The organism is Alphaproteobacteria bacterium (assembly GCA_019746225.1).
GTDB lineage: Bacteria > Pseudomonadota > Alphaproteobacteria > Paracaedibacterales > VGCI01 > VGCI01.
Map to the genome: position 1 here is coordinate 1 of JAIESE010000034.1, position 12832 is coordinate 12832.

General features: G+C 45.8%; 11 protein-coding genes. 7 read left to right on the forward strand and 4 right to left on the reverse strand.

Features of this window, described 5'->3' with window-relative positions:
- The coding region (locus K2Y18_06015) for a hypothetical protein (GenBank protein ID MBX9805290.1) at positions 1–3488 on the forward strand (3488 nt) is incomplete at its 5' end.
- Positions 3489–3575: 87 nt separating this feature from the next.
- On the opposite strand, the gene tgt is transcribed toward K2Y18_06015, so the two are convergent.
- The 3 genes from tgt to rpmB form a co-directional block, all read right to left on the reverse strand.
- Complete coding sequence (gene tgt, locus K2Y18_06020) at positions 3576–4799, reverse strand: tRNA guanosine(34) transglycosylase Tgt (GenBank protein MBX9805291.1); 1224 nt, start codon at positions 4797–4799, stop codon at positions 3576–3578.
- Positions 4800–4818: 19 nt separating this feature from the next.
- Complete coding sequence (locus K2Y18_06025) at positions 4819–5607, reverse strand: queuosine precursor transporter (protein MBX9805292.1); 789 nt, start codon at positions 5605–5607, stop codon at positions 4819–4821.
- 80 nt (positions 5608–5687) lie between these two features.
- Positions 5688–5987, reverse strand: coding sequence for a 50S ribosomal protein L28 (gene rpmB / locus K2Y18_06030; protein ID MBX9805293.1), 300 nt, complete (start codon positions 5985–5987; stop codon positions 5688–5690).
- A 230-nt stretch (positions 5988–6217) separates the two neighbouring features.
- Here rpmB and K2Y18_06035 point away from each other — a divergent pair, with 230 nt between their 5' ends.
- Positions 6218–7408 carry a vanadium-dependent haloperoxidase gene (locus K2Y18_06035; protein ID MBX9805294.1) on the forward strand — a complete coding sequence of 397 codons (1191 nt, stop codon included), beginning with the start codon at positions 6218–6220 and terminating at the stop codon, positions 7406–7408.
- A gap of 330 nt (positions 7409–7738) precedes the next feature.
- Here K2Y18_06035 and K2Y18_06040 read toward each other — a convergent pair whose 3' ends face one another.
- On the reverse strand, positions 7739–9286 hold the full coding sequence (locus tag K2Y18_06040) for a hypothetical protein (GenBank protein ID MBX9805295.1): 1548 nt from the start codon (positions 9284–9286) through the stop codon (positions 7739–7741).
- 16 nt (positions 9287–9302) lie between these two features.
- Here K2Y18_06040 and K2Y18_06045 point away from each other — a divergent pair, with 16 nt between their 5' ends.
- The 5 genes from K2Y18_06045 to K2Y18_06065 all read left to right on the forward strand — a co-directional run bounded on the left by K2Y18_06045 (position 9303) and on the right by K2Y18_06065 (position 12832).
- On the forward strand, positions 9303–9602 hold the full coding sequence (locus K2Y18_06045; protein ID MBX9805296.1) for a hypothetical protein: 300 nt from the start codon (positions 9303–9305) through the stop codon (positions 9600–9602).
- 300 nt (positions 9603–9902) lie between these two features.
- The gene (ndk, locus tag K2Y18_06050) at positions 9903–10325 is read left to right on the forward strand and encodes a nucleoside-diphosphate kinase (GenBank protein ID MBX9805297.1); all 423 of its coding nucleotides are present in this window, start codon (positions 9903–9905) and stop codon (positions 10323–10325) included.
- A gap of 9 nt (positions 10326–10334) precedes the next feature.
- A complete protein-coding gene (pgsA, locus tag K2Y18_06055) occupies positions 10335–10988 on the forward strand; it encodes a CDP-diacylglycerol--glycerol-3-phosphate 3-phosphatidyltransferase (GenBank protein MBX9805298.1) in 654 nt (217 codons plus the stop codon).
- A 24-nt stretch (positions 10989–11012) separates the two neighbouring features.
- Complete coding sequence (locus K2Y18_06060; protein MBX9805299.1) at positions 11013–12128, forward strand: AI-2E family transporter; 1116 nt, start codon at positions 11013–11015, stop codon at positions 12126–12128.
- A complete protein-coding gene (locus tag K2Y18_06065) occupies positions 12125–12832 on the forward strand; it encodes a hypothetical protein (GenBank protein ID MBX9805300.1) in 708 nt (235 codons plus the stop codon). The genes K2Y18_06060 and K2Y18_06065 overlap by 4 nt, the downstream gene beginning before the upstream one ends.

Below are 12832 nucleotides of genomic sequence, written 5' to 3' on the forward strand. Positions count from 1 at the left end.
AATACCTCGCTGCCAAGAAAGGAATTTTTGAGAAAGAGAAACCGCTTTATTATGACTCGAATCGAAAAGAATTTGATGCCCTTAGTAATATTCACAAACGGACAACTTTAGTCACTGATACAAGTTTTTTAATCTCGGAGTTGTTGCTTCGGGCAGCCTCGAAGGTGAAATCCCCTACCCGTAATCATTGGATCGTGTCTTCTGTCAGAGTCTTGAGTCATCTGAAAAAGGAAGAAACGCAAGAGCGCTTACCACGTTTACGGGCTTGGTTTTCTGAATTGATTGCCCTCGACACTCTAGAACCAATAACAGGACTCTATAGAAAGGATTGGGACCAAGATTTATCTTCCTACTTAACTCCAGACCTCACGCAATGCATCTTGAGGGGCCAATCACTTCACACCTCCGATTTTCATGCTTACGCCCTCTTAGGCTACTGCAAAGAAGTATTAGAAATTTGGCGCGCGTTAACGCCTCCAAAACCATTTCAAGAGCTCGCGGTCACCTCCCAAAATCTTGCCCAACTCCAGAAACTCATGAAGTTTAAGGGGTCAAGCCCGTTCGTGAAGATGTTTGCGCTGCAATGCTTCCAACAGTTTCGAGGCGCTTCAAACTTGCTCCAAGATTATGAAGGGGACAAAGATCAAGTTTTGAAAGACCTGGACGCCTGTATTTTACAACTGAAAGTATCGCTCTTTGAATCTGCGTTTTATCAATACAACAGTTTGAGCGAACGGCAACAAGTGATTTTTTATGCGCTCGAAAACTGGGGCGAAGATTATCTCTCAGCCGTAAGAAGACATGAAACTCTCACCATAGATCACCTTAAAACGGTTGCTCGTTGGCATGAGATATTTTTCTTAAATATCTATCACATCGAGAAACAATCCTCGTACCAACGAGAGATGGGTGAGATATTTGGCGCTTGTGAATTCTTTAAGGTCAATGACTCAGTTCAAGCTTTTCTTGCGAAGTGGAAACCTGAATTTGCACGCCTTCTAGAGTGGGATACTTATGAGCACGAAAGCAGATCCGACTATAAACCCCTTGGCTTGAGATATTATTTGAGGGAGGATCATCCCTGGCATCAAGCCGTTGCCATAGAAGCTCCACCAGAGCGCAACGCAAGGTTACTGGAAATTGCAACAACAGAAACAGACCTCCGTCTTTCCTGGCTCATCTCTCTTTATGCCTTAAGAGAAGCTGAGAGTGCTCTAAAGGAAGCAAATACCAAAATCGGACAAGACAATGATCATGTACGCTGGGCCACGATTCGGGAATTAGAAGATAAAAAACAAAATTACTGGGACAAAAAAGAACCAACCTTAAAGGAAGCCCAAGAAAGTCTTGAAAGACACACAAAGGAATCACACTTCTATGAAGGCCAAATTCCCAAACTCCGTCAGCTCATGGTGAAATGTGCTTTAACTCTTGCGCAAACAGGTACAGAGGATTTCGAGAAACATAAACCTCGGTGGTATAGCCACGCCGTGGAAGGGCTTTTGAAGACCGGTGATACACCACAGCTTTTACGCATCCTTCCTGAAGCAGGAAAGTATCTTGATCCAGACTCAAGACAAAATATGAGAGTAACGAGTTCCCTTTGTGAAGTCTGCGCACAAAAGCTCAATCAAGAAACCGTGCGCCTCGACGACCTTGATTTGAGCTTCTTAACTGGGGAACACCCTTTACGTCAAGATAGAACGCAAAGCGCTCTCCAAAACTATTTAGAAACTCTTGGAACACAAAAATATCAACCGAAACTCGGCCCTGATGGAAAAGTATTAGATGATAACTGGCAGCGCGAAAGGGATTGGGGAACTTTGAGAGCGAGGCTTCTTATTTTAACAACCTCAATGATTCTTGAAGCGCACAAACAAGCCTACAAATCGGAGCCTTCAGAGGAGGGTAAAAGCGCTCTGATTGCTGCTTATTCTGATCTCATGAACATTTACCACACCCAATTCTGGAGTTCCAAACCATCTCCCCAAATATGGAAAGGATTGTATGTACTTATCAGAGATGTGCCTTCAAATAAGCTCTCTGCTGATCTCATTACCAACATTCATTGGGCCTATTATGGCCGACTCATGGAAGGCGACAATGCCTTACTGGCGGAACTTACAAGCGATGAGATTGCGAAACTTCGAGAAATCATGCTCATTTATAGGCTTATTGAGATCAGAAATTCTACGGAAACTTATTTTTCTCAGCCGTCTGAAATTGCCAGCAATGAGGAGCCCCTTGGTAAAGTTCTTCAGATCAGAGATATTTCATCCAATCACGATGACTCTGCCCTTTTGAGAGCATTGCGATTGCAGGAGCTTATCCCCTTTGAATCAGACCTTCCAAAAAGAATTGTTCTCATGTATGCAGCACAGTCAGCCTTTCGTACTTTAGACAAGCATCTGCAAAAGTTTGCTGTCCTTGCCTTCCTTGCGAATGGTTATGTTACTGCCCTCGCCGATGGTACTTTGCCCACCTTTCTTGAAGAATTAAATAAAGAGGGGAATGATCCGAAAAAAGAGGAAGAAAAGAAGCCGATAGATGAAGCCGCTTTTGTTGAAAAGACTTTTAGCGAGCTCGACAAACCTCTTAAAGTTCTCCTAAAGCGAAGTGAGAAGATTCCCAGTGTTAAAAAGGTTGTTGATGCAGCCGCCAATTATAGGAAATCTGAAACAAGAAAAGATCAGAAAACTTGGTATTACGGAGAGGATGCTCTTGAGAGAGAACAGGCTGATAAACTTGAACAAGAACGCAAATTTCTAACCACTCGAACAGACTTTGCCAAAGCTTCTTGGGAATTTTGTGAGACAATTTTCAAGAAATCTAAGGAAGTACATATGGCTCTCTTACAAAGCCTTTTGGACTATCACGATCAAACTGAGGGGCTTGACCAACTCTTATGGAAAGTTAGATGTGCCCGTGAAGCCTTAAGGGTTGAAGAAAATTACCCCCACACACTTTCTTCCGATTTAAGTGTCCGGTTTTGCTCCTTTTGGAAAGAGATCATTGAATCGATTGAATCCGGACAATTGCCTAAAAGTGTCACAGAATCACTCGTAAAAGGAATGCCAGAAGAACTTGCAAAGGCCGGTATTAGATACCCTGGAATCAAACCATTAGCCTCAGCCACTTATCTCGCAGCAAGAGCCCATTTTAATTTATTGAAATATATTGTTGCAAAAGGTGATAGTGATTCTTGTCAAAAGGTTTCTACCTGTTTATATCAACCGCAACGTCAGTGTGAAGATCCACTATTTGGCATTTTAATAGACAAATCAAGGAACCATCCCACACCTCCAAGAAATATTGTTACCCATAGTATTGCCCAAGATACACGTCAAATGATGGAAAACTTGTTGTCCGTTTTGACGACCGATTCCCGAGGTGAGGGGATAGAGAGTGCACAAAAACCAGCAGAATTGCAAACCATCGCTGTTACTATCGTCGAGAACCTCATCCTTCGAAGTTTTTACGAGCAGTGATCTAAATTCTTTATAACTATTTTAGAGAATGGACTCTTGTAGGCAAAGGAACAGAGAACAGATCCAAAGAGCAGTTGAAGGGGCACCTCACGCAGCCAAGTTATGGGTAAGCTCCGAAAAATCAATATCACTCAACCATTTTTGGCGTTCCTCTTTTAAGCGGCCGCCAGCAATGGCAGCACGAATGGCCTCAAGGAGACGATTCATGAAGGCAACATTGTGCATGGTGATGAGCGTCATAGCCAATAATTCTTGCGCTTTCAAGAGATGATGCAGATAGGCTCTAGAATACGTCTGGCACGTGGGACACGGACAATCCGGCTCAATGGGATTGGGGTCCTCGCGGCAGGCGCTGTTGCGTAAATTCAAATGATCGGCCCCTTCTACCAAAGCATGCGGTGGGCGAACAAGTGCACCCCCATGGCGTGCCAGGCGGGTGGGATGAACGCAGTCAAAGGTATCAATTCCTTGGGCCACGCCTTCAAAGATATCCCGAATGCCCCCAATACCCAGCAAGTGGATGGGGCGATTGGGATCAAGCCTCTGAGCCGCCATGGCCACAACCTCGTACATCTGTTCCTTATTTGCCCCCAAAGACCCCCCAATGGCATGGCCAAAGAAAGGCTGGCTGTTCACAAAATCACAGGCTTCCCGGCGCAAATCTTCGTATACGCCCCCTTGGATAATGCCATAAAGGGATTGGCTGCCATTGTCATGCCTTTGAAACTCTTGAAGGCTTCGCAACCCCCATCGATGACTCATCTGAAGAGATCGCTGGGTATAGACCTTATCCACATGAAAAGGGGTGCACTCATCCAGCACAACCACCAGGTCTGGACCCAGAAGCCGTTGGGTTTCTATTGCCTTTTCAGGTGTTAGAAGATGGGTGGATCCGTCAAGATAAGACTTAAAACGTGCCCCTTCTTCCGTTATTTTAAGAAGCGTCTTCGGCCGAGTGCCCATACGCTTTCCCTTAATTTCAGCCGCAACAGACCCATGGCCAAGGCTAAAGATCTGAAACCCACCGGAATCTGTCAACATGGGACCATCCCACCCCATAAATTTATGCAAGCCCCCCATTTTAGCCACAATCTCAGCGCCAGGTTGGAGCATCAGGTGATAGGTGTTTGATAAAATGAACTGAGTTCCGCATTCGCGCATTTGATCGGGCGTAACAGCCTTGATGGCAGCCTTGGTGGCACAAAAGATAAAGGCTGGCGTTTCCACAGACCCATGGGGGGTTTGTAAATATCCAAGACGCGCGCGAGAATCACTTGAGGGATACTGGTATGAGAAGGAAAAGTCGGACATGGGTTATAAATCTTTCACATTAAGCAGCTTCAAGAACTTCTTGAGCGTGGTCATCCAGGTTAGATTTTGAAGCGGTGGGCAAGCACAAATAACTTAAGTACATGATCGGGGTCGACATAACCGCAACCATTCCTCGGGCGATGTACGTTCCCAAAATATACGTAAAGATCAACGAATACAAGCCGATCGGTTCAGGGCTCAAAACAACCCAAGCCAAAACACTAAAGATTGTATTATCAACCAAACCGGACAAAAGTGTCGCAACGTTGGTGCGCAACCACAGCCACCGTCGGTTCGTCCGTTGGCTAATCCATTCAAAGACATAAATGTCCATAAATTGACTTAAAACATAAGCCAACAAGCCAGCGAGCAAGATACGAGGAGACGGTGTGAAAAGACTCATCATCGCCCCATGGGCCTTATCCCCTTCTGGCGAGACAAAGCCGAGGGTAATGACCATCAATGTGGTCATCAAGATATGACCCGCAAAGCTCAGCCACACCCCTTTACGGGCAACGGCCTTGCCATAATGTTCTGTCAGAATGTCACTGACCAAATAAGTCGTTGCAAACGTAACCGTCCCAAGGGCGACAGGTTCAGGAGAAAAGAAAAAGGTGGATGTTTTTAAGACTTGAACGTTAGCGACAATGACGATTACCGCATTGTACATGTAGAGACCAGCAATCCCAAACACTCGGAAGAAGAACAGAATCGTTGCCACACACCCCAATAGACTTAAAAAGGCGAGACTCTCTGTAGATAGGGACTGCAAAAACTCAATAACAGGAATAATAAATGAGGTATCCATATAAATCAGACTTTATGGGTTAGGTTAAAAAAAGCCTGAGACACAATGCCACGGGCTTTAAAAAACTAACCTCGTGCAGCTTATGCTGCCGTAGCGGGAGCCGAGGTACGCTTTTGAACAATTTTTTTCAAGCGAATCAACTCAGGTGTCAATTTTAAAGAAGAGGCCTTCACCAGGTACGCATCAATGCCGCCGTGAAACTCTACGGTGCGAATTGCATTTGTAGAAAGGCGAAGACGTACCATACGACCTAAAGATTCGCTCATAAAGGACGTTTCTTGCAAATTAGGCAAAAAACGACGCCGTGATTTGTTGTTTGCGTGGCTAACGTTGTTCCCATAAAGAACGGCCTTGCCTGAAATTGGACATCGCCTTGACATAATAAATCTCCCTAAATTCATTCTATAACGAAAAGTTATCTTTTTATTACGCGATCTTACTCACTTCGTCAAGTGTTCTCTATCTAGACCTTTTCTAAAATATATTAACCTTTTCGTAAGGATTATTCTTTTAAGATCATGGTTATGTGCCGAAGTTGGGAGAATTGCATCTTCCCGCACAATCAATTTTTTGGCAAAACGCAGTGGTAAGGAACGAGGAGTAATTCAAAATGGCAAAGAGGAGCATCACAAGTATTAGGACAATTTCAGCCTCAACGGGACTGATTGTGATCGGCATTCTTTGTTATATGATATCGAGCACTCCAACCACCTCCACCTCGTCTTCATTAGAATTGGAACCCTATTTCACCTACTCCGAAGAAGATCTTAAGCCTCTTGAAGTCTTAAATTCTGACAAAGTCATTACAGAAAATGAACTAAGTCATTGGGTTCAAGTAGCCTTTAATTTGGTAAAGCTTGATCTTAATGAAATTGACACAACACGTGTCTATGCTTATCTGTTTACGGCCCAAAAGGACGCCGCGGCCATCTCCTACAAGCTAAAGAACAAATTAGCCGGCTCTTTGTCTGCCGTTTCCACAAAAACTTTATGTCTCGTTGTGCCAGACAAATGTTTATTAATTCCTAAAGGGGAAGAACCGGATCCTTACTCTTTGAAAGTTGCCGAAATTGTAACAAAAAAGGTTAAGGAGCGCATTCGCCAAGAAAAGGAAGTCCTAGATTCTGCTCCGCCTTCTAAGATACCCGACGGTTGGCCCAAAGAAAAACCTATCTATGGAAGCAATTTTGGCCACATGAAGCCGTGGCTTCTTAAATCAGGCAATCAATTTCGTCTTGCAGATCCAAAGGCCTATAGTCCAGAAGGAATTAAGCAACAAAAGGAAGAGCTTTTAAAGATTCTTTCTTCAATTACCAATGAACAACTTGCGACGGCTAAAAAATGGGCGGCGGCTAAAGGATCAATTTCTTTGTCGGGCCAATGGATCGAAATTGCAGATGATTATATGGCCAAGCATCCGATACCTTTAGAACGTGCAATGATCATTCGATCGGTTCTTTCTATGGGGATAGCGGATGCGACGATTGCCTATTTTGACACGAAGTACACCTATTGGAAGTTACGCCCTGCCAGACAATTTGCTGATTTGAGTTCAAAGATAAGAAGCCCTGGAAGCCCAAGTTACCCTTCTGGCCATTCGACCATAGCTATGGCAGCAGCCATTATTATGGATCACTACTTCCCTGAGAACCAAACGGAATGGGACAAGACTGCTGAAGAGATCGGTCAATCCCGTCTATGGGGAGGCGTCCACTTTCCTGTTGACGACTATGATGGACTGGAGTTAGGTCGAAAAATCGGTGATTGGGTTGTTAAAAAGATTAAATCACAACAAAGCTGATAGGCTATACTTGTTAAAAATTAACATTGGCCGTTTGTAAGGCTTTTTTTTATTATTTCTTTATTTTATTAAAATTTAATCTATAGCTTGTTGACTTTCTTTTTATTAAAATTATATTCATCTACGTATTTAACGTGCACCATATTGCGTGCATAAAACATTAACGTGGAGGATACAACAATGGGAAAAAGCAAAAACACAACAAACAATGACAATCATCAATCAGACAAAGGTGGCAAGTCAGGGCACGGTGATGGCGGCTCAGGAAACAGCGGTGATTGTAATAACAACCCACCCCCGCCGGCAGATTGTAAAACCAACGGGAAAGATTCAAACGGACATCATAATAATGCAGACAACGATTGCCATACTCCTACACCCCCTCCTTGTAATGAGCCCCCAGTAGATTGTGGCGGTAACGGCGGTCATGGTGGTCACGGTGGCAACGACGATTGCCATACTCCCCCACCCCCTCCTCCTTGTAATGAGCCCCCAGTAGATTGTGGTGGTCACGGTGGTCATGGCGGAGACGATTGTCCTCCTCCCCCACCTCCTCCTTGTGAGGAACCCCCAGTAGATTGTGGTGGCCATGGTGGTCACGGCGGAGACGATTGTCCTCCTCCACCCCCTCCTCCATGTGAAGAGCCACCAGTAGATTGTGGTGGTCATGGTGGTCATGACGGCAACGATTGTCCTCCTCCCCCACCTCCTCCTTGTGAGGAACCACCAGTAGATTGTGGTGGTCACGGTGGTCACGGCGGCGACGATTGTCCTCCTCCCCCACCTCCTCCTTGTGAGGAACCACCAGTAGATTGCGGTGGTCACGGTGGACACGGCGGAGACGATTGTCCTCCTCCTCCACCTCCTCCTTGTGAAGAACCCCCAGTAGATTGTGGTGGTCACGGTGGTCATGACGGCGACGATTGTCCTCCTCCCCCACCTCCTCCTTGTGAGGAACCCCCAGTAGATTGTGGTGGCCATGGTGGTCATGACGGCGACGATTGTCCTCCTCCTCCACCTCCTCCATGTGAAGAGCCACCAGTAGATTGTGGTGGTCATGGTGGTCATGACGGCAACGATTGTCCTCCTCCCCCACCTCCTCCTTGTGAGGAACCACCAGTAGATTGTGGTGGTCACGGTGGTCACGGCGGCGACGATTGTCCTCCTCCTCCACCTCCTCCTTGTGAAGAGCCCCCAGTAGATTGTGGTGGTCATGGTGGTCATGACGGAGACGATTGTCCTCCTCCTCCACCTCCTCCTTGTGAGGAACCACCTGTAGATTGTGGTGGTCATGGTGGTCATGACGGAGACGATTGTCCTCCTCCTCCACCTCCTCCTTGTGAAGAACCCCCAGTAGATTGTGGTGGCCATGGTGGTCATGACGGCGACGATTGTCCTCCTCCCCCACCTCCTCCTTGTGAGGAACCACCAGTAGATTGTGGTGGTCACGGTGGACACGGCGGAGATGATTGTCCTCCTCCTCCACCTCCTCCATGTGAAGAGCCACCAGTAGATTGTGGTGGTCATGACGGCGACGATTGTCCTCCTCCTCCACCTCCTCCTTGTGAGGAACCACCTGTAGATTGTGGTGGTCACGGTGGTCACGGCGGAGACGATTGTCCTCCTCCTCCACCTCCTCCATGTGAAGAGCCACCAGTAGATTGTGGTGGCCATGGTGGTCATGACGGCGACGATTGTCCTCCTCCACCCCCTCCTCCTTGTGAGGAACCACCTGTAGATTGTGGTGGTCACGGTGGTCATGGTGGTCATGGTGGTCATGGCGGTCATGGTGGTCATGGTGGTCATGGCGGACACGGTGATCATGGTGGTCACGGCGGTCATGGCGGACACGGTGATCATGGTGGTCACGGCGGTCATGGCGGACACGGTGATCATGGAAACCACGGCGGTAGCTCAGGTCATCATGGCGGTTATGGAAACCACGGTTGTGATAACGACGTTATCTATGGTGGACACAATGGGCACAACCCATTCTTTGAAGCCGGAGGAAGTCACGGATGCTCAAACAATGATGGTGGCTTTAATGGTTCACAGTCACCTTGGTCAAGCGATCAAGGGTGTGGTGGTCATGGTGGACATGATGGTCATAATGGTCATAATGGTCATGATGGTCACGGTGGTCACGGTGGTCATGGTGGTCATGGTGACTCACATGGCTGCTGGACAACTCTGACAGGTCATTCTATGGATAGTGCGCCCCTTGGCAACCTTCATGGAGGGTCCCTACCCTTTGATGGGGCGAACCATATGAAGTTCATCCATTAACAGGCTGACTGTACTTACGAAGAAGAACCTATCTCGTAAAATTTTATGAGATAGGTTCTTTTTTGTTTTCAATAACTTAAGACCCATTCTCTCTTCATCAAAGCCTCAGCAAACAATGTTATCCTTGATTTTTTTCATCGATTCACTTATGAATGCTACATCTCTTCGGTATATTAGTAATGAATCATATTTTATAAAGGAAAATACAATGGCAATAGAGAGAACCTTTTCAATTCTTAAGCCAGATGTGACAAGACGCAATCTAACAGGCAAAATTAATGAAAGAATCGAATCCTCAAACCTACGCATTATCGCACAGAAACGCTTGTGGTTAACCCTTCCTCAAGCTGAAGCATTTTATGGCGTTCATGCCAATAGGTCCTTCTTTAATGACTTGTGCTCTTTCATGACCTCTGGTCCAGTAGTTGTACAAGTACTGGAAGGTGAAAATGCTGTTGCTGCCTACCGTGATGTTATGGGAGCAACAAACCCAGCAAACGCCGAACCCAACACAATTCGCCGCGACTTTGCTGAATCCATTGAGGCAAACTCCGTCCATGGGTCTGATTCCATTGAGAATGCAGGGATCGAAATCAAATTCTTCTTTCCGGATATTGAAATCGTCGGTTAAGGATTATCAATGCAGAAACGCCAACAGGGGTTAAAAGAGGAATCTGAATTAAGGTTTTCCGAAAGGCTCAAGACCGAATTTAGATCCTCTCCCGGTGTTTCTCCTCTTTACAAGCACATCCCCAACATCCTAACAATGGTGCGACTCTTTGGCACTCCTGTTATTCTATGGCTTATTTTCCAAGAAACCTTAACTACAGCTTTTTGGATTTTTTTTGCTATGAGTGCAACGGATTGGCTAGATGGGTATCTTGCAAGGCGATGGCAAGCAACCTCTAGACTAGGGCAGATTCTTGACCCCCTTGCAGATAAATTCCTCCTCATCTCCGTCTACTTAACGCTGGGTATGTTGGGTTATATCCCTTTGTGGGTAACAAGTCTTGTTTTAATACGTGATTTTTTTATTCTCACCTTAAGCGGTGTCATCATTTCAAGGCAGAAGAAAAAAACTGAGCTGGCGCCCCATTGGATGGGGAAAATCAGCACAACAATTCAAATGGTCTTGATTGGTTTGGTCTTAGCCAGAGGGGCCCCTATCCTTTCTATTCCAACATCTAGCATCGAAAGCATTCTCATGGTAATCTTCCTATATGGTATGGCTTTAACAACCATCTTATCTGGATTTACCTATGGATGGATCGCGTTTAAAGCCCTTCGTTCGTAATTGAAACGTATCAGAGGCAAAAGCATGATAGAAGCACAACGCACACAGTGGTTTTGGTTTACACTATTGGGCCTCGGGGTCTTCATGACAACGTTGTATAGCCTTGGGTCTATGCTCATGCCCTTTCTCGCTGGTTTTATAGGTGCCTATGCATTAAATGTTCCAACGACTTGGCTGTCTAACCGACACCTTTCGCGGGGTATCGCGAGTGCTTTTTTAGTCTTATCCTTGATCATCATATTAGTAACACTGATGTTTGTCGCATTACCCTACCTTCAGCAACAACTGTTCCTATTGGCTGGCAATATACCAAGACTCATTGAAAGGCTCTTCCAAAACATTGCGCCCACTCTAGAAAGCTTTTCTCAAGATTATGGTACGCCTAGTGCAGCTGAACTCAAAACTCAAGTTATCAGTCATTTAGGGGACGTTTTGACTTGGTCGGTACGTGTCATCACGAACTTATTAAGCAACGGTATGGCCCTTGCCAACTTATTGTCTCTCGTCATTTTAACACCCGTCATTACCTTTTATCTCCTCAAAGATTGGCCCAGAATGATTGCCAAAATTGATGACCTTTTACCCGCAAAATGGGCTCCTCAAATCCGTGATCATACGACAACTGTAAACCGCACGTTGTCATCCTACGCTAAAGGACAAGCCATTATATGCCTGATTTTGATGGTTCTTTATTCGACGAGTTTATGGGCTGTAGGTCTCAAACAAGGCATTATTGTTGGTATTCTCACGGGCTTTATGTCTTTTATCCCTTATGTTGGTATGTTGATCGGGTATATGACAAGTCTTGGCATCAGTTTTGCTGAGTTTACAAACTGGAATTCCATCGGCCTGATCACTCTTGTTTTTATTACGATCAGTTTAATTGAGGGAAATATTCTTATTCCTCGCCTTGTTGGACGAAAGGTTGGATTGCATCCTGTATGGATCATCTTCGCCTTGCTTGCAGCTGGAACTTGGTTTGGGTTTATAGGTATTTTATTGGCTCTCCCCATTACGGCAACGATGGGTGTTATTACACGCATCTTTATTGATTGGTATCAAAAAACAGACTTTTACATAAATAATGGCATGAGCAAAAGTTTGCGGCGCCCAGCAAAAAAAGCAAAGCGTTCTTCATGACACGTGCTCACCAATTGCTTCTTGATTTGCCGGTTAAAGCAAGTTATGCCGAAGCAGATTACGTAGAAAGCCCCTGCAACTGGGAAGCTTCCCAGTTTATTCGAAAATGGCCGGATTGGACCATGCAGATGGGTGCAATCTATGGAGAGCCTGGCTGTGGAAAGACGCATCTCGCCCATATTTGGCAGAGCAAATCAGGAGCACGCTATCTAAATACCGGCGATATCAACACTACCCTCACGCCCCATGACGCCGTAAAGGAGGCTTCCGCCATCGTTCTTGATGACATCGACAGCTTGTTCGACAAGGCTGGACCAAACACTGGGGCCGTTGAAGATTGGATGTTTCACTTTTATAACTTGGCAAAGGAGCGGGACATCGCCCTGCTCTTTTGCTGCCGTCAACCGCCCACCCAATGGGACATTAGACTTCCCGATTTACGATCCCGCCTCGCAACGATTTTGAGCGTCCCCATTCATCCCCCCGATGAAGATGCCTTGCAAGCCGTGCTCTTTAAGCTAATATCACAAAGCGGAATGACCTTATCCATAGAAGTTGGGGACTATATTTTACGCCGCGTTGAGCGCTCTTTTGAAGGTGTTCGCACACTCGTGGAGACCCTTAATGAACACACACTTTCTCAGCATCGCCAGCTGACCCTTAGCTTAGTGAGGGAAGTGTTGAGTGGTGCTGATAATAAATAA

Coding starts and splice junctions, on each gene's coding strand:
- tgt (MBX9805291.1), bottom strand. CDS start 4,799: ATGTCCGACTTTTCCTTCTCATACCAGTATCCCTCAAGTGATTCTCGC.
- rpmB (MBX9805293.1), bottom strand. CDS start 5,987: ATGTCAAGGCGATGTCCAATTTCAGGCAAGGCCGTTCTTTATGGGAAC.
- K2Y18_06025 (MBX9805292.1), bottom strand. CDS start 5,607: ATGGATACCTCATTTATTATTCCTGTTATTGAGTTTTTGCAGTCCCTA.
- ndk (MBX9805297.1), top strand. CDS start 9,903: ATGGCAATAGAGAGAACCTTTTCAATTCTTAAGCCAGATGTGACAAGA.
- K2Y18_06040 (MBX9805295.1), bottom strand. CDS start 9,286: ATGACCGCCGTGACCACCATGATCACCGTGTCCGCCATGACCGCCGTG.
- pgsA (MBX9805298.1), top strand. CDS start 10,335: ATGCAGAAACGCCAACAGGGGTTAAAAGAGGAATCTGAATTAAGGTTT.
- K2Y18_06060 (MBX9805299.1), top strand. CDS start 11,013: ATGATAGAAGCACAACGCACACAGTGGTTTTGGTTTACACTATTGGGC.
- K2Y18_06045 (MBX9805296.1), top strand. CDS start 9,303: ATGGAAACCACGGCGGTAGCTCAGGTCATCATGGCGGTTATGGAAACC.
- K2Y18_06035 (MBX9805294.1), top strand. CDS start 6,218: ATGGCAAAGAGGAGCATCACAAGTATTAGGACAATTTCAGCCTCAACG.
- K2Y18_06065 (MBX9805300.1), top strand. CDS start 12,125: ATGACACGTGCTCACCAATTGCTTCTTGATTTGCCGGTTAAAGCAAGT.